Genomic DNA, 17,272 nt, shown 5'->3' with positions numbered 1-17,272 from the left:
ATCAAATGTCAACAGAGCTAACGGCAACAAAATACGAATTTTTATTCTTTTTCTTCAGACTCTTGAGAGGTTTCCAGAAGGTATGTCCAACCTTCGCGCTGTTCAATGAATCCACCCTTTAATAGTCTGCCAAGAGCTCTCTTAAAAGCACTTTTACTTAAATTAAACTTTTCCTTGATTAATTCAGGTGCTGATTCATCACTATACGGCATTTTCCCACTCCGCTGACGAAGATATTTGAGAAGCGCCTCTGCGTCCTGATCCATAGCCTCTTCTTTTACCGGGCGCATCGATACATTCAGCCTTCCGTCTTCACGGATAAAAGTAATTCTGGCTGTAATGGTTTCTCCTACCTTGGGGCGGGTAACAACTTCGCTATTATGAAGAAACGCAATAAAACGCTCTTCGGTAATCAGAAAAGCCCCTTCTTCAGTAAAGTTATATACCGATCCTGTAACCAAGTCACCGATTGCGACACCGACCGCCGGTTTAGAGGCCAGCCGCATTTCATTCTCGACTTCCATCGTTACCGCTAAGCGGTCTGATTTATCACGATATAATTTTACCCATACTTTATCACCCGTACGCAGACGGCCACGCATACCGGCAAACGGCATAAAGACGCCTCGTTCCGCTCCGATATCAACAAATGCACCATCACGGGTAGTATTAATAACCGTAACGTGCGCAACCTGGCCTTCTTTCATCTTGGGCAATTTCATACTGGCAGTCAAACGTCCTTTGGGGTCCTTATACAGATAAACGGTAATCTCTTCGCCTATCTTTACATCCGTAAGCTGCTGTGCTTTATGTAATAAAATATCATCCGAAGTATTGCCTGTACCGGCATTTAAAAATGCTCCTAAATCAGAGACGCGTGCTACTGGCAGAGTAACCACGTCACCTGCTTTCCACTTACTATTCGCTATCATTATCTTCTCCTATGCTTCGTAAACTTTCCGTTTAGCATCATTCCATAACTGCTCCAAATTATAAAAACGACGATCTTCTTCAACAAATATATGGGCTATACAGGAACCAAAATCAAGAAGTATCCAGCGGGCTTCACGGTATCCTTCCCGATGATAGGTCTTAACTCCTTGTTCGCGCATTTTTTCTTCCATATGTTCGGCAATAGCCTGTACCTGTGTCGTAGAGTTTGCGCTGCAAATAACAAAATAATCAGCTACCATGGAGATTCCCTGCATATCTAAAATAACGATATCCCGTGCTTTTTTGTCGCTTGCGGCAGCAGCTACCCATTCAGGCAAGTTTTTATGGACCTGGGTCATATTTACCTCCTGGAATTCAATTCATATACTTGAATTTTCCCAAATTATATCCTATTCTATTCTTTTTTGCAATGATCCTTTCCTGCACAACAGGCTACAAAATCAAACAGATTGTTTTACTATCATAAAACAATCTGTTCTTGCCAGTTTTATTAATTTATCGCTGGTTGTGCTGACCCAATACCACTAACCTTAGTTGTCCGCTTTAAAAACATACGTTCAACTACCTGTCTTGTTTGTTCTTTATCGGGTATCCAATAGCTCAAGCCATCAATAGTAGCAAAATCACCAGGCACCATTTCCGTTTTCAATGCACTTGCCGGTTCACTTTTAATGCTATTGGCGACCTTGACCATTGTAAAAATACTCATATCAGTTTTCACATATTCCTGCAAGGCTGAAGTCAGCGAAGGAAGCTTAAAGACGGTACCGACTTGGAACATTTGATCGGACAGCGCTTTCAATAAGCGTTGCTGACGTTGAACACGGCCGATATCACCAAGCTCATCATGACGGAACCGGACATATTGACCAGCTTTATCACCATTCAGATGCTGATAACCCTTCTTCAAATGAATATCAAGATCAGCATATGGATCCTGATAACTCATATCCTGCTCCACATACAAATCAACACCCCCCAGTATATCAATCACTTTAATGAAGCCTTGCCAATCGGCTGCAACATAGTAATGAATCGGGATGTTTAGAAAGTCCTGCACCGTACGAACAGACAACGGCGCTCCTCCATACGCATAGGCATGCGTAATCTTATCATAACCTTTATGACCAGGAATTGTTACCTTAGTATCCCGGGGAATCGATAATAAATTAACCGTACCATCTTCCGGATTTATGCTGGCAACAATCATGGTATCCGAGCGTTGTACCTTCGATTCATCATCGCCATCATCAACACCAAGAAGCAATATATTGATCCGTTTATTTAACTTATCCTCCGCCAGCGTTGCAGTTCCTTGAGGTTCGCTGGCGACAACAGGCCGTTCCGTAAATTGATTCCAGACATATACGGCACCAGCAGCTGCTGCTGCTAAGAAAGCAGCTAAAACCATCACTACTACCAGGACGCGGGACCAGCGGATTCTACGACGCGCTCTACGCATTGCGATTCCTCCTCTCCCTAGCTATCATTCATTTTTAATTGAGTTCAATAAAATAAAATTGCGGCCTTCTACTGAAGCAGTATGAATTAAGCCGCCTTGTGCAATAACAAATCGAAGCGTTTGATCATATGCAGCAAGCACTGCCTGATCTAAATCAGTTTGCGCTAAATTCCTTATTTGGTCAACACCGGGAAAAGAACGATTCGGTTCAATATAATCAGCTAAAAACACTACTTTATCAAGTATTGTCATAGCAGGACCACCAGTAGTATGCAATTTTACCGCCTGTAAAACCTGTTCATCCATTATGCCAAATTCAGCTTTGGCAAGGTACGCACCAACTGGTGCATGGAGCAAGGATGGGTTGGCCATTTCAACATCACTGATCACTATACCAAAGGATTTCGCCATTTGCAACAGGTTATTATTGGATAACTCCCGGGCACAATCATGGATGAGACCGGCAAGCCTTGCCTTTTCTGGCTGCGCTCCGAACCGTTCAGCCAGTACACGAGCAGTCTCACTGACCCCAAGAGAATGGCCCAGTCTTTTTGAAGTTAATTTCGCTGCTAAGCTTTTAATAATATTTTCCATGTCAATCACCTGCACGCTAGGTTCGCTATTTTTACTAAAAATCCTCTTTTTTACTCTAAAATAGTATTTTATACAACAAAAAACCCCTCATTACGAGGGGATTTATGTTACATCAACAATATAAGCCTATCAATTTTGGCGTGGTTTAGCTTCGTTTACGACAATTGTACGTCCGCCAAATTCAGTTTGATTCATAGCAGAAACCATTTTTTCGGCATCGCCATCTTCCACTTCCACAAATCCGAAGCCTCTAGAGCGGCCGGTTTCTTTGTCTGTAATAATACGGGTGGAAATCACTGTTCCATGAGGACTAAAGGCATCCGCCAGAGCAGTATCAGTTGTGTTCCAGGGCAAATTACCAACATATAGGGTCGTAGCCATTGGGGTTCACCTCTTTCGCGAATTCAAGATTACAGCTTCATTATTTGCTATTTCCCTATTATTATGCCTGCCTTTATTTGGAACGATACTGATATAGGTTTTCTTTCAAAATATACCGCTCCACATTTTCCGGGACGATGTACTTAATCGATCTGCCTTCTCTAATTCTCTCCCGTATATCCGTAGATGAAATTTCAAGCTCAGGCGTTGCAAGATGATGAATACGCTGGCTGCCAATTTTACCAAATCGTTCGATTATCGAATCAACCATGCTATTGCACCCCGGCCTTGTAGCGCCGACAAAACGGCACAACTGCAGCAATTCTGTAATATTATGCCAAGTAGGCAGTTCGTGAATGGTATCCGTTCCTGTTATAAAATAAAACTCCGTTTGTTCACCATATTGTTTGATTAGTTCCTTTACCGTATCAATTGTATATGACGGTCCTGACCGCTCCATTTCAATTGAGGACACATAAAAAAACGGATTGGAACAAGTAGCCATTACGGTCATATTATAGCGATGCAGCATGGGAGTAATTAACGCATCCGATTTGTGAGGCGGATGGCCTGCGGGAACAAACAGAACCACATCCAGACCATATTCCATTCGAACAGCTTCGGCCGTAACTAAGTGACCAATATGAATAGGATCAAAGGTCCCCCCCATAATTCCTAGCTTTCGTATGTTCTGTTCCAAGTTTACCTCTCCCTTACCAGTCTCATAATGCTATTATAGCAGAATATGGTAACAAAAGCGGCCTAAAAAAGCCATGCCGCATTTATTGGGCATGGCCGGCTACTAACGGATAATTCCAAGTCCAATGCGAATAACAGCCATCGCCGCAGCCATAATAATAGCTGCACGAAGATAATCAAATAAATCATGTCTGGCCTTTTCCGTTCGCAAATAATTTAATATGGCATATACATAGCCCATAAAAATCCCCTTCTGGCTTTTCTCTTTAGTATGCAGGCTAAGCAAATTATTCATACCGCAAAGCATCTATAGGATCAAGCAGTGCCGCTTTACGGGCAGGATAAATACCGAAAAATAGTCCTATCAGCACAGAAAAGCTAAAGGCTAATACAATTGACGCAATCGATACCACCGTGTCCCAGCCTGCTATTGCAGAGATAGCCAAAGAGGCTCCCATACCAAGCAGCACACCTATTACACCACCCGTTACACCGATAACAATTGCTTCAATAAGGAATTGCAATAAAATATTATAGTATGTTGCTCCCAGCGCTTTTCGAATACCAATTTCACGTGTCCTTTCCGTAACGGAAACCAACATAATATTCATAATGCCGATACCGCCTACTAATAAAGAGATGGCAGCAATATTACCTAGCAGCAGAGTAATCGTTCGCGTAGTTTCTTCCGCTGTAGCCATTACTGCCGCAAGATTGCGGACCGTAAAATTATCAGGGGTATCGCCAGTTAAACGGTGGCGGCTGCGAAGCAATTCAGTAATATCATCCTGAACTTGATTAATGGTATCTGCATTATCGGCTTGAACACTGATTGTATGTAAATAAGTGATCCCCATCATTCGTTCCTGAGCAGTTGTTAAGGGGATGAGAACTACATCATCCTGGTCCATACCTCCGGCAGATTGTCCTTTTGCCTCTAATACACCTACTACTTGAAAAGGCGCTTTATTAATGCGCACTGTCTGACCAAGCGGATTAACTTCACCGAACATATTATCGGCTGTTGTTTTCCCCAGAATAGCCACCCTCGTTCGGGTATCGAGATCTTTAGACGTAAAGAAAGTACCTGTTTCAATCGCAAAATTACGAACGTCTAAATACTCAGGAGTTACTCCCTGCACATTAGTAAACCAGTTTTTATTGCCGTAGACGAGTTGGTATTGCTTACTGACGCTCGGTGCAACAAAGCTTACGCCCAAGACTTCTCTCGCAATTGCCTGTGCATCCTTATTCGTCAAGCTATTATTCGAGCCTGCTGCAAGGCGAACTCCCGATGAAGACGTGGCCCCAGGGGAGATAATCAACAGGTTACTGCCGAGGCTGGCGATGGAGGTTTGTACTTTATCCCGAACCCCCATACCAATTGAAACCATAGCAATAACTGCACCGACACCGATAATAATTCCTAACATCGTTAAAACTGAGCGCAGCTTATTTGCTTTTAGGCCTTCTAAAGCGATGGTAATACTCTCCCAAAACATGTCGAATCACCCCTGTTTCCGGTCATCACGCACAATATGTCCATCCCGTACCAAAATAACACGTTTAGCATGATCTGCAACTTCCGGTTCATGCGTAACAAGAATAAGGGTACGACCTTCTTGATTTAATTTATTAAAAATAAGCATGATTTCTTCACCAGATTTAGTATCCAAGTTACCTGTAGGCTCATCAGCCATAATAATGGTTGGATTATTAATGAGCGCTCTGGCTATCGCAACGCGCTGGCGCTGACCACCTGACAATTCATTCGGCTTATGCTCAATACGATTGCCTAACCCAACTAATTCTAATGCGGCAGCTGCACGGTCAAGCCGTTCCCGTTTGGCAATATTGCCATACACCAGTGGCAACGCAACATTTTGTAATGCAGACATGCGCGGCAGTAAATTGAAATTCTGAAATACGAAGCCAATTTTCTTATTGCGGGTTTTCGCTAGTTGATCATCAGTAAGAGCAGCAACCTCTTGATTATCTAAACGATACGAACCAGCGGAAGGACGATCCAAGCAGCCGAGGATGTTCATTAAAGTTGATTTCCCTGACCCCGAAGGTCCCATGATAGCGGCAAAGTCACCTGCTTGTATTTGCAGCGTCACACCTGCAAGGGCATGAACCTGCTGATCCCCCATCTGATAAACCTTCGTAATATCTGTTAACGAAATGCTCATTCTCTACCTCCTGCGCCTTAGTGTCTTGACCAAGTTAAATCTTAGCTTAGCCAGCGTATCTTTTTTCGTACTGCTGCGTTGTCGTCGCCTTACATATTCCCGATATGCGCGGACTCCTCCGCCTTGCATTGCAAAAAAATTTACACTGTCTAATTCTAATTCACAACTTTGCCAAGACACTAGCGGCCGAAAAAGCCTTTCGGTGAGCTGGATTGCCCTGCCTTTACCTGCGGCAAAATAAGCTGGTCGCCGTCTTTTAAACCGGTAAGGACTTCTACTTTATCATCACCAATTAAGCCCGTAGTAACAGTTACATTTAGCGGCTGTCCGTCTTTAAGAACTTGAACATAGCGAGTACCTTTATTCTCTTTAATCACGGTTAAGGGAACAAGCAGTGCATTTTTCACCTCACCGGCATGGATAGTGACCCGGGCCGTCATCGTTGGCTTTAGGCCCTCTGCTGTGTCTACATCAATAATAACGGGATAATACACAACATTTTGCTGTATATTTGCTTTCTGCGATATATTGGAAACCGTACCGGTAAAAATACGGCCTGAGTAAGCATCTACAGTAAAGGTGACCTGCTGGCCTTCAGTAACTTTGCCAATATCTGATTCATCAACCTGTGTTTCAATTTGCATTTTAGACATATCCGCAATTGTCATCAGCACCATTGGTGTTGAAATCCCCGGAGCCACAGTCTGCCCAGCAGGGACAGGCTTGCCGATTACAGTACCTGCAATCGGTGCTTTAATAATTGTATCTTCTAATTGAGCTACCGCATCATCGCTGGCGGCCCTAGCTACTTCATAATCCATCCGGGCAGCATCCAATTGCTGCAAAGCAATCGCTCCGGAAGCACCTAATCGCTCAAGGCGAACCAAATTAGCCGAAGCATTATTCAGTCTTGATTGGGCCTGCATAACCAATGCCCGTAAATGGGTGTCGTCAAGTACTGCAAGTACCTGACCTGCCGTCACCTGTTCATTTTCATTGACACCAACCTGTCGGATAAGACCGGTGATTTTCGAGCTGATATCTACACTATTTACCGGCTTGATCGTACCTGTTGCTGCGACATACGAAATCAGTTCTCCCCGTTCGACAACTGCTGTCCGGACACTTACAGTGGGTTTATTCTTATTTTGATACCATGTATAGCCTAGCTGAGCGGCTCCTGCTACAACAAGAATAGCAATCAGCCATTTTTTATACTTCCAAATTTTCTTTCCTAATGTAGCCATTGGGGTCCCTCCATCCAAAATTATCTAACACTCTCTTATTGTACGGTGTAAGGACACTACCGTCAATGAAGTTTAATTGTATAACATGCCTTTGCTAAAATAAGAAATGAGCTGCCTGCACAATTACAAACAGCTCATTTCTTATTTTATTTTTTAGCGAATTTGACCATCGCCATAAACAATATATTTAATACTGGTTAATTCCGGCAGACCCATAGGTCCCCGAGCGTGCATCTTTTGCGTACTAATACCAATTTCAGCACCAAAACCAAACTCAAAACCGTCAGTAAATCGGGTGGAAGCATTAATATAGACAGCGGCTGCATCCACTTCCTGCAGAAATCGGCGGCCATTGGCATAATTGCTAGTCACAATCGCCTCAGAATGGCGGGTACTGTAGGCAGCGATATGGTCCAGTGCAGTATCCATATCCGGCACGATTCGAATGGATAAAATAAGATCGTGATATTCGGTAGCCCAATCCTCTTCGGACGCAGGCTGGACAGCCTCGTGATATTGCCGGGTCTCTGGACAGCCGCGCAATTCCACACCTGCCTGATGATAGTCCGCAAGCAAGGCTGGCAGTAAGGCTGCTGCTGCCTTCTGATGAACAAGCAATGTCTCCATTGAATTGCAGACTGCCGGACGGGAGACCTTTGCATTAAAAGCAATTTTATGAGCCATCTCCACATCTGCACATGCATCAACGTAAGTGTGACAAATCCCCGTACCCGTTTCAATGACAGGAACTGTGCTATTTTCCACAACCATCTTAATGAGTCCGGCTCCACCGCGAGGAATAATAACATCTACATATTGGTTGAGCCTGAGCAAAGCATTAACTGCCTGGCGATCAGTCGTTTCAATTAACTGAACAGCACCTAAGGGAATTCCCGCTAACCTGCATGCTCCGTTTAAAATCTGTGCAATAGCGGTATTGGAATGAATCGCTTCCGAACCACCGCGTAAAATACAGGCATTCCCCGACTTGAGACATAAGCCTGCAGCATCAACAGTAACATTGGGACGGGCTTCATATATGATACCAATTACACCCAGTGGAACACGCATTTTACCAATATCCAGACCATTAGGGCGACGCTGCATACCAAGTACTTCGCCTATGGGATCAGGCAAAGCAATGATCTGTCGCAAGCCATCTGCCATTGCTGCAATACGCGCTTCATTCAGCATCAGCCTGTCAATAAGAGAAGCCGTCATCCCCTTTTCCCTGCCATGCTGGATGTCAATTGCATTGGCAGCAAGGATTTGGGCACTATGTTCCTCCAAAGCATCAGCCATAGCGGCCAATCCCTGGTTTTTTACAGCAGTTGAAAGCGTAGCTAATTTGCGTGCAGCCTGCTTCGCCTGGCGGCCCTTATCAGTCAATTCTGCCAAGTACTCCATAACACTCTCCTCCTCTATACCAATACTACCATATTATCCCGGTGAATGATTTCATCATAAAGTTTACTGCCTAGCTTATCAATGATATCCTGCGTCTGAATACCAGCAATCTTACGCACATCATCTGCTCCATAGTTTACCACACCGCGAGCTATTTCTCTGCCTTCAGCAGTTAAAACCCGAATTGTGCTTCCCTGTTCAAAATCGCCGTCAACTGTGGTAATGCCAGCTGGCAGCAAGCTTGAACCGGTAGTAATAATTGCCTGTTCACAGCCCTTATCAACGATTACAGATCCACGAATACGGGCACCAAATGCCAGCCATCGTTTACGGATATGAAGCCGGCTTTCTTTCGATAGAAATAAAGTCCCTACATTCGACCCGCTCAGGACCTCCCGTACTACGCCATCACGAAATCCCGAGGCAATAACCATAACAACGCCGGAATTAACGGCTATTTTAGCTGCTTGTATTTTGGTGTACATCCCGCCTGTGCCACGCATCGATCCCGGTCCCCCGGCTAAATCCTCAATCTCGGGTGTAATATCACCGATTTCTGGAATAAGGGCAGCTGTCGGGTCGCTTTGTGGATTAGCAGTAAAAACACCTTCCACATCAGACAAAATAATCAGCAAATCGGCGTCAACTATACTTGCCACCATTGCCGAAAGAGTATCATTATCACCAATTTTTAATTCATCAACTGCTACTGCATCATTTTCGTTAATGATTGGAATTACGCCCATACTTAGCAGTGTCAATAGTGTGTTGCGGGAGTTAGCGTAGCGTTTTCGGTTAACAGAGTCTTCCCGGGTCAAAAGAACCTGCGCAACAATTTGGCCATATTCACCAAAAATCTTTTCATACGTATGAAGGAGTATTCCTTGCCCTACAGCAGCGGCAGCCTGCTTTTCCGGTATCGTCTTCGGCTTTTCTTTCAGTCCCAGACGATCCATTCCAGCGCTTACCGCCCCTGAAGTCACTAAGATAATTTCTTTGCCCTGGTTAGCTAAATCAGCCAGTTCCCGAACCAATCTTTCAATGCGTTGAAAATTTAATTTTCCTGTCGAATGGCTCAGCGTACTTGTTCCCACTTTGACAACAATTCGCTTTGCTGTAGGAATATTGCTTCTGGTAAGCATAGCCCTCTCCCCTTATGACGGTAGCTCTATCCTGCTTTTTTCTTCATTGCGCTTATATAAGAGTCCATTACGGCCAATGACTTGTACCAATTCGGCCGCAGTTTCTTCTGCTAAATAAAGAAGTGCATCTTTCGGCTCTTCAGGACAATTGCGCAGAACGCGTACTTTTATAAGTTCACGAGCTTTTAAAGCCGCCTGAGCACTGTCTGCTACTGTATCAATAACACCGGCTTTACCAATCTGCACTACCGGGTCAAGCACACTGCCCATTGCCCGTAAATGTCGTTTTTGTTTTCCTGTCAGCATATGTAGTCCCAAACTCTCCCTTATGGTCTAAATTCAAATTCCATATCTTTAATGCGGACTGTGTCCCCTTCTTTTATGCCCCGTTCTTTAAGCGCTTCATCAATCCCCTGCTTACGCCAGATATTTTGAAAGCGCCGCAGTCCTTCATCGTCATCGAAATTCGTCATTGCAACTAATTTCTCCAGGTTTTTGCCTTCAACAACATAAGCACCGTCATCATCCCGGCGGATACTATATTCCTCATTTGGAGTAGGTTCATAAACGACTACCTCTTCCGTAGCTTCCGGTTCTTCTACGTACTCGGCAAGCATTTTCCAAGCCCGTTCCATTAATTCCGGCATTCCCTCGCCTGTAGCGGCAGATATCGGGAAAATCTCACGACCTTCTGCTTTCATAAACTCCGCTACCCGGTCAAAGTTTTCCTGCCCCTCGGGCAAGTCCATTTTATTTGCTGCAATAATTTGCGGTCTGCGAGCCAAGCGTTCATTATACTGCTGAAGCTCATGATTTATTTTCCGGTAATCCTCAATAGGATCACGGCCCTCCATACCAGACACATCCAAAACATGAATCAGGACACGGGTACGCTCAATATGGCGAAGAAAATCATGTCCTAAGCCAACGCCTTCGTGTGCTCCTTCAATAAGGCCAGGTATATCGGCCAGTACAAAGCTCTGCCCCTCTCTAAGACTTACCACACCAAGTATCGGACTTAGCGTAGTAAAATGATAGGCAGCAATTTCCGGCTTGGCAGCGGAAACACGAGCCAAAATACTCGATTTACCGACACTGGGATAACCAACTAATCCCACGTCAGCTAATACCTTTAATTCCAGATTCAGCCAGCGCTCTGCACCAGGCTCTCCCCGTTCAGCAAAAGTTGGCGCCCGGTTGACACTGTTGACAAAGCGGGCATTCCCCCTGCCACCGCGTCCGGCTCTTGCTACTACTACTTCCTGACCAGCTTCTGTAAGGTCAGCTAAAATCTGGCCTGTTGCTTCATCCCGGGCAACGGTTCCCGGTGGAACAGCAATATACAGCGGCTCTGCTCCCCGCCCATGCATATTGCTGGTTTGACCATTTCCTCCGGCCAAAGCTTTAAACTGCCTTTTATAGCGAAAGTCTATTAACGTGTTGAGATTCTCATCAACGACTAACACTACATCACCGCCGCGGCCGCCATCACCGCCACTTGGACCTCCTTTGGGAACATACTTTTCCCGCCGGAAGCTGGACATACCATTGCCGCCGTCACCAGCTTTAACAAAAATTCGTGCGCGATCAATAAACATTAAAATCATCCTTTAATGTGGAATCCAAAAAATACCTGATTTATCTTTAATATGTACGAGTTGGCCAAATTCTAGTCATGCTCCAGCTTTGAGCTGGCCTGTTATTTCTTCAGCTCTAAGAGTGAGTTCCTCTGTCACAAGACCTTTAGGGTCCTTTGACAACTCTTCAATATATATAAGCGCCTTATCCATTTTGCCTAATTGAATCATGGCATGAATAACCTGCAGATGATTAATAAAATCATGGCGTTGCATTTTCAACAGCAAGAGTACTTCTTCTTTGACTTCAAGTTTAGCCATACATCGATCAGTCCTTCCTTATTATCGACACAATGTTATCTTCTTCGCTTAATATAGTAAAAATCCTACCAAAAGAAAGCTAAGGACGATAAAAAGGATAAAAAAAGGATAAAAAAAAGCAAACCTGCGGCGGTATGCCGCAGGTTAAGACTTTATAAGCATTAAATAGCAGTCTCTTCTACAGGATATACGCTAACTTGACGGTCAACGCGACCCTTACGTTCAAAAGAAACTTTTCCTGCGATTTTAGCGAACAGCGTATCATCGCTGCCAATGCCTACATTATGTCCTGGATGGAACTTAGTACCACGTTGACGGACGATAATGCTGCCGGCAGTTACAACTTCTCCTGCCTGGCGTTTTACACCAAGGCGTTGAGCCGCACTGTCACGACCATTACGGGAGCTACCAACACCCTTTTTATGTGCAAATAACTGAAGGTCAAATTTAAACATCTCATTCACCTCCTGTGTTCTTGAATTTGAACACTTTTAGGATAAGTGCTGGCAATTTCTTGAAGGCCAAGTAACATGGTCTCAAGAACAGCCTGCGTTCGTTCATCCGGCGGACCGGTTAGTTCCATTAGAAGTTTTCCACTTGTGATATCAAGTGTAAATTGGCGCTTTAAATACCGTTCCAACCCTAAAACAGCAGCCTGCGTCAGTGCAGAAACACCGGCACAGACGATGTCATGTCCTTTGGGAGCAACATTGGCATGTCCGCTTACACGAAAACCAATAATGGCTTCGTCTGCTTCACGCATAATTTGCACTTTAATCATTAAGCTTCGATCTTTTCGATAACAACTTTAGTGAAAGGCTGACGATGGCCTTGACGTCTACGATAGTTGGATTTGGCTTTGTATTTGAAAACAAGAATTTTCTTTCCTTTGCCATGCTCAACTACTTTACCAGTAACTTTAGCACCCGCTACTAACGGTCTGCCAATTACGACTTCGCCTTCTTTAACTACAGTCAGAACACGGCCAAATTCAACCGCTTCTCCTTGATTAGCTTCCAGCTTCTCGATAGTTACTACATCGCCTTCAGTTACACGGTATTGTTTACCGCCTGTTTCGATAATTGCGTACATGATTACACCTCCCTTGCTTATATACTCGCCGAATACGGTATCCTTGCGGAATTTCAAAAACCTCTCCGTGCGGTTTGGGACAGTAAGTATAGGTACTTACAGCATGTAATTGTAACATACTGCCAAGTTATTGTCAATCATCTGGCTACTCTTTACCGGAGAGGATTGAAAAAGTTTCAGCGTGCAGAGATGGTACCGCTTCGATGGTAATCGTCCGGGCTAACTCTTGCTCAAGCCGCTCTTTTTCCCCTTTGCGCTGCAGCACTTCAGCGATCCGGGGGTGAACCTGTACGATCAAAGCCCCTTTGACATGCTGCCGCCCAACTAAGTGACGCAATTTACGCAGAACCTGAATGACTACCGTCTCGGCGGACTGTATCCTGCCCCGTCCTTCACAGCAGGGGCATTCATTATACAAAGACTGATCCACATTTTGTCTGGCTTTCTTGCGTGTCATTTCAACAAGCCCCAGACTAGTAAGACCCAAAATATTTGTTTTTGTCCGGTCTTGTTTTACTTTTTGTTCAAGTACCGCCAATACTGCTTTTTTTTGTTCTTCCTTGTCCATGTCAATAAAATCAATAATAATAATACCGCCAATATCACGGAGACGGATCTGCCGCGCAATTTCTGCTGCAGCCTCTAGGTTTGTTTGAAAAACAGTATCAGATAAACTCGTTCGCCCTACAAACTTTCCGGTATTAACATCAATAACCGTAAGTGCCTCGGTATGATCAATAACAATATAACCGCCGCACTTGAGCCATATTTTGCGTTTAGCAAGCTGCTCAATTTCTTCAGCAATGCGATAAAAAGAGAATATATCCTCCTGCCCCTGATAAAGCTGCACCTTCGATACCAGTTCAGGTGAACTGAAATTCAGCAAATCACAAACCCGTCCATGCGCTTCCTTGTTATCAAGAATAAACTCAGCCACATCAGGCGACAGGTAATCGCGAACAATGCGAATGACTAAGTCAACATCACGGAATAAGAGTGCCGGAACTGCAGATCGCTTCGCTCTGGCTGCTAGTGCGTTCCAAAAATTCAACAGATAAGCAATGTCTTTAGAGATATCTTCTTCACTTTTATTTTGAGCAACGGTGCGGACAATAAGCCCCATCCCCGGCGGACGTACTTTTTCAGCAACCTGGCGAAGACGTTCCCGCTCGGCTTCACTGTCAATACGCCGTGAGATACCTACGTAATCCACCGTAGGCATTAATACGACAAACCGTCCCGGAAGAGTAATTTGCGTAGTTACGCGCGGCCCTTTTGTCCCCATAGCATCTTTTACAATCTGTACAACAATATCCTGGCCTGCAGTTACGAGGGGACGCCTTTCAGCTGTATCCGGAGTTGAATGAGAAGGCAAATCTCCCAAATATAAAAACGCATTTTTATCCCGGCCAATATCAACAAAGGCCGCCTGCATTCCAGGCAAAATATTTTTGATTCTGCCTTTATAAATATTACCAACAATATGGCCGCTTTCGCTGCGTTCAATAGAAATTTCCGCTAAGTGTCCATTCTCGACAAGCGCCATTCGCGTCTCTTCCGCCATTATATTGGCAATAATGGTTTTTGTCATGCCCCTCCCTCCCTCTACAGCGCTATACTACTTCCATCGGCGTAATCCGTCGCTCACCATCTGTAATAAATAAATCCAGTCTATCAATAAACGCACTTTCTTTTTTTACAGATAACCCATACATGTCAACAAGAGCTGCTAATACTTCACTTGGCTTAACACTGCCCGTAGGTGTCATGCGTATGCACACTCCGAGTTCAATTGCCGATTCCTTCAGAACGGCGGTTACTTCACAGTCCATAAATTGCTTTATATCAATTTCGCGCCGCCCTTTAGGTGACTCTCTCACATATATAACACTTTCAGCTTTGTTAAAAGCATCAACACTAGCCTTAAGTCGGGCTTCATCAGCACCTTGTATGACCGGTACAGTTAAACAATAGACGGATAAATTAACAACCGCCATAAGTGCCGGCGTCCTATCAGCAACATATTTCAATCGTCTAAGCACGATGCCCTCTGGGAACTGCGCCTCTAAGCGCTCTTTAATTACAGCAGGTTCAAGGGGTTCTGATAAGTCCATATCCATGTATTCAATTCTGCTTGCCACACCTACACTTAAGGCTGATGCATAGGCAACCTTCATGTGAGGGTTAAACCCCTCTGAATAGGCAACAGGCAGCTTAGATCGACGCACGGCACGTTCTATGGTACGAGCGTAGTCCAAATGTGATAAGAAGCGGATTTCATCGCCTTTGCTGATTTCCAGCCTTACTTTTGCCATTATGCTCTTCCCTCCCAATCAATTACCGACACACCCAATTCTGGGCAAACGCCACATGTTCCACATACATCCCGGCGGCAATCAATTGTAGCATCCTGAGCCACTGCCCGTTCATATTCCTGGAGCAGATATTCTTTATGTATAGCGGCTTCCAGATGGTCCCACGGCAGCAGTTCCTCTTTCGAGCGCTCACGGTTTGCATAAAATACGGGATCCAAGCCAACCTCTGCAAACGCCTGCATCCAAACATCATAGCGAAAGTGTTCAGTCCAGCCGTCATATTTTGCACCATTACGCCAGGCAGCAAGAACAACCTGACTGAGCCGGCGGTCGCCTCTGGCAAATACACCTTCCAGGAAGCTTGTCCGCGAATCATGATAATTGTAGGATATGTTACGGTCTTTAATTAATGACCTGAGATATTGCTGTTTGCGCTCTATTTCAGCAGTTGTATTTTGGCCAAACCACTGGAAAGCGGTATGAGACTTAGGTACAAAAGAGGAAACGCCTATTGTCACTTTTGCACCGCGCTTCCCTTTTACCTCCCGGTACAGATCTAATACTTTATAAGCCAAATCGGCAATTCCCTTAATGTCTTCATCTGTTTCTGTCGGCAGACCAATCATAAAATACAATTTGACTGATGACCAGCCAGCCTGAAAAGCAGAGCTTACCGCATCTTCGAAGTTTTTCTCCGTTACACCTTTATTAATTACGTCGCGCAGGCGCTGCGAACCGGCTTCAGGCGCAAAAGTAAGCCCGCTTTTTCGCACTTGCTGCACTTCCTGCGCTAATTGAATTGAGAAACTATCAATTCTGAGTGATGGCAAAGATACACTAACTCCTTGATCTTTGAACTGTTCAATTAATTTAGTAACCAATTCATGCAGACAGGAATAGTCAGCCGAGCTCAGTGAAGTTAACGAAATTTCACTATAGCCGGTGTTATCGATAATCTGCTGAGCCAGCTTCAATAAAGTCTCCGGTTTACGTTCCCGCACGGGACGATAAAGCATGCCCGCCTGGCAAAACCGGCAGCCACGGGTACAGCCACGAAACAATTCAATTACGGCCCGGTCATGAACGACATCCAGATAAGGCATCACCGGCTTTGTCGGGTAATCAATTGTTTCCAGATCTTTTACCACACGCTTCACTATTTTAGCTTTTGCTTCGGGCCGGTTAGGAGTTATGCTTTTCAGCGTTCCATCCTGATGATAGACCACATCATAAAATGCCGGCACATATATCCCTTCAAACTGAGCCATTTGCGTAAGCAGCCCCTGTCTTCCGCCCGGCTTACCCGCTTTCTTCCAGGAAGCAACGCATTCGGCAATTTCTTCTATTGCTTCTTCAGACTCACCAAGTGAAAAGAAGTCAATAAAATCTGCAATCGGCTCTCCATTAAACGAACAGGGTCCCCCGACTATAATAAACGGATGCTCCTCAGTTCGCTCGGCTGATAGCAGTGGTATTCCGGCTAAATCAAGCATGTTTATGATATTGGTATAACTCAATTCATATTGCAGAGTAAAGCCAACGACATCAAATTCACTGACCGGACGAAAACTTTCCAGCGTATGCAGGGGAATATTAGCCGCCCGCATTTCAGCTTCCATATCCACCCAAGGTGCAAAGACACGCTCCGCTGCCGTATCAGCCCGTTTATTAAGAATATGGTAAAGAATTTTCAAGCCCAAATGGGACATACCGACCTCATAAACATCAGGAAAGGCCAGCGCAAAGGTTACATCCACCTCTTTATGGTCTTTCTTTATACTGTTCCATTCGTGCCCGGTATAGCGGGAAGGCTTGGACACCCGGTGTAGTATAGCAGGATCCAACTGAATCATTACGTACCTCCATGTGCAATAACTAGTAAATAGTAT

General features: G+C 44.6%; 21 protein-coding genes. All 21 read right to left on the bottom strand.

All coding sequences use genetic code 11. The features are described from left to right. Positions 1–41: 41 nt before the first annotated feature. Positions 42–932, bottom strand: coding sequence for a S1-like domain-containing RNA-binding protein (locus RTR76_RS03105; RefSeq protein ID WP_312516596.1), 891 nt, complete (start codon positions 930–932; stop codon positions 42–44). Positions 933–941: 9 nt separating this feature from the next. Then, positions 942–1,292 (bottom strand): ribosome silencing factor, encoded by a 351-nt coding sequence (gene rsfS, locus RTR76_RS03100; RefSeq protein WP_312516594.1) that lies wholly within the window; start codon positions 1,290–1,292, stop codon positions 942–944. Positions 1,293–1,444: 152 nt separating this feature from the next. After that, positions 1,445–2,416: an LCP family protein gene (locus RTR76_RS03095; RefSeq protein WP_312516592.1), complete on the bottom strand. Its 972-nt coding sequence runs from the start codon at positions 2,414–2,416 to the stop codon at positions 1,445–1,447. A 24-nt stretch (positions 2,417–2,440) separates the two neighbouring features. Then, positions 2,441–3,010 carry a bis(5'-nucleosyl)-tetraphosphatase (symmetrical) YqeK gene (gene yqeK, locus RTR76_RS03090; protein WP_312516590.1) on the bottom strand — a complete coding sequence of 190 codons (570 nt, stop codon included), beginning with the start codon at positions 3,008–3,010 and terminating at the stop codon, positions 2,441–2,443. A 129-nt stretch (positions 3,011–3,139) separates the two neighbouring features. Further along, a complete protein-coding gene (locus RTR76_RS03085; protein ID WP_312516588.1) occupies positions 3,140–3,391 on the bottom strand; it encodes an RNA-binding protein in 252 nt (83 codons plus the stop codon). A gap of 73 nt (positions 3,392–3,464) precedes the next feature. Further along, entirely contained in the window at positions 3,465–4,061 is a 597-nt protein-coding gene (gene nadD, locus RTR76_RS03080; RefSeq protein WP_396144169.1) for a nicotinate-nucleotide adenylyltransferase, read from the bottom strand. 132 nt (positions 4,062–4,193) lie between these two features. Continuing rightward, positions 4,194–4,385 carry a hypothetical protein gene (locus RTR76_RS03075; RefSeq protein ID WP_312516584.1) on the bottom strand — a complete coding sequence of 64 codons (192 nt, stop codon included), beginning with the start codon at positions 4,383–4,385 and terminating at the stop codon, positions 4,194–4,196. Continuing rightward, positions 4,378–5,592, bottom strand: a complete 1,215-nt coding sequence (locus RTR76_RS03070) for an ABC transporter permease (protein WP_312516582.1) — start codon at positions 5,590–5,592, stop codon at positions 4,378–4,380. The genes RTR76_RS03075 and RTR76_RS03070 overlap by 8 nt, the downstream gene beginning before the upstream one ends. A gap of 6 nt (positions 5,593–5,598) precedes the next feature. After that, positions 5,599–6,282, bottom strand: a complete 684-nt coding sequence (locus tag RTR76_RS03065) for an ABC transporter ATP-binding protein (RefSeq protein WP_312516580.1) — start codon at positions 6,280–6,282, stop codon at positions 5,599–5,601. A gap of 179 nt (positions 6,283–6,461) precedes the next feature. After that, positions 6,462–7,529 carry an efflux RND transporter periplasmic adaptor subunit gene (locus tag RTR76_RS03060; RefSeq protein WP_312516578.1) on the bottom strand — a complete coding sequence of 356 codons (1,068 nt, stop codon included), beginning with the start codon at positions 7,527–7,529 and terminating at the stop codon, positions 6,462–6,464. A gap of 153 nt (positions 7,530–7,682) precedes the next feature. Next, a complete protein-coding gene (locus RTR76_RS03055; protein ID WP_312516576.1) occupies positions 7,683–8,936 on the bottom strand; it encodes a glutamate-5-semialdehyde dehydrogenase in 1,254 nt (417 codons plus the stop codon). A gap of 14 nt (positions 8,937–8,950) precedes the next feature. Further along, positions 8,951–10,078 carry a glutamate 5-kinase gene (gene proB / locus RTR76_RS03050; protein ID WP_312516574.1) on the bottom strand — a complete coding sequence of 376 codons (1,128 nt, stop codon included), beginning with the start codon at positions 10,076–10,078 and terminating at the stop codon, positions 8,951–8,953. 12 nt (positions 10,079–10,090) lie between these two features. Further along, entirely contained in the window at positions 10,091–10,384 is a 294-nt protein-coding gene (gene yhbY / locus RTR76_RS03045) for a ribosome assembly RNA-binding protein YhbY (RefSeq protein ID WP_312516572.1), read from the bottom strand. 20 nt (positions 10,385–10,404) lie between these two features. Beyond that, positions 10,405–11,676 (bottom strand): GTPase ObgE, encoded by a 1,272-nt coding sequence (gene obgE, locus RTR76_RS03040; protein WP_312516570.1) that lies wholly within the window; start codon positions 11,674–11,676, stop codon positions 10,405–10,407. A 75-nt stretch (positions 11,677–11,751) separates the two neighbouring features. Continuing rightward, positions 11,752–11,976: a Spo0B domain-containing protein gene (locus tag RTR76_RS03035; RefSeq protein ID WP_312516568.1), complete on the bottom strand. Its 225-nt coding sequence runs from the start codon at positions 11,974–11,976 to the stop codon at positions 11,752–11,754. Positions 11,977–12,137: 161 nt separating this feature from the next. Next, positions 12,138–12,431 (bottom strand): 50S ribosomal protein L27, encoded by a 294-nt coding sequence (rpmA, locus tag RTR76_RS03030; RefSeq protein WP_312516566.1) that lies wholly within the window; start codon positions 12,429–12,431, stop codon positions 12,138–12,140. Between the two features lie 5 nt (positions 12,432–12,436). Further along, complete coding sequence (locus tag RTR76_RS03025) at positions 12,437–12,757, bottom strand: ribosomal-processing cysteine protease Prp (protein WP_312516564.1); 321 nt, start codon at positions 12,755–12,757, stop codon at positions 12,437–12,439. Beyond that, complete coding sequence (gene rplU / locus RTR76_RS03020) at positions 12,757–13,068, bottom strand: 50S ribosomal protein L21 (RefSeq protein WP_312516562.1); 312 nt, start codon at positions 13,066–13,068, stop codon at positions 12,757–12,759. The genes RTR76_RS03025 and rplU overlap by 1 nt, the downstream gene beginning before the upstream one ends. Positions 13,069–13,213: 145 nt before the next feature. Next, positions 13,214–14,659, bottom strand: a complete 1,446-nt coding sequence (locus tag RTR76_RS03015) for an Rne/Rng family ribonuclease (protein WP_312516560.1) — start codon at positions 14,657–14,659, stop codon at positions 13,214–13,216. Between the two features lie 22 nt (positions 14,660–14,681). Then, positions 14,682–15,383 carry a TIGR03936 family radical SAM-associated protein gene (locus RTR76_RS03010; protein WP_312516558.1) on the bottom strand — a complete coding sequence of 234 codons (702 nt, stop codon included), beginning with the start codon at positions 15,381–15,383 and terminating at the stop codon, positions 14,682–14,684. Next, a complete protein-coding gene (locus RTR76_RS03005; protein WP_312516556.1) occupies positions 15,383–17,236 on the bottom strand; it encodes a TIGR03960 family B12-binding radical SAM protein in 1,854 nt (617 codons plus the stop codon). The genes RTR76_RS03010 and RTR76_RS03005 overlap by 1 nt, the downstream gene beginning before the upstream one ends. Positions 17,237–17,272: the final 36 nt, after the last annotated feature.

Origin of the sequence: Anaerospora sp. (assembly GCF_032013335.1) — a bacterium.
Taxonomy (GTDB): Bacteria; Bacillota; Negativicutes; order Sporomusales; family DSM-15969; genus Anaerospora.
This window is presented reverse-complemented; position numbering and strand designations above follow the sequence as displayed.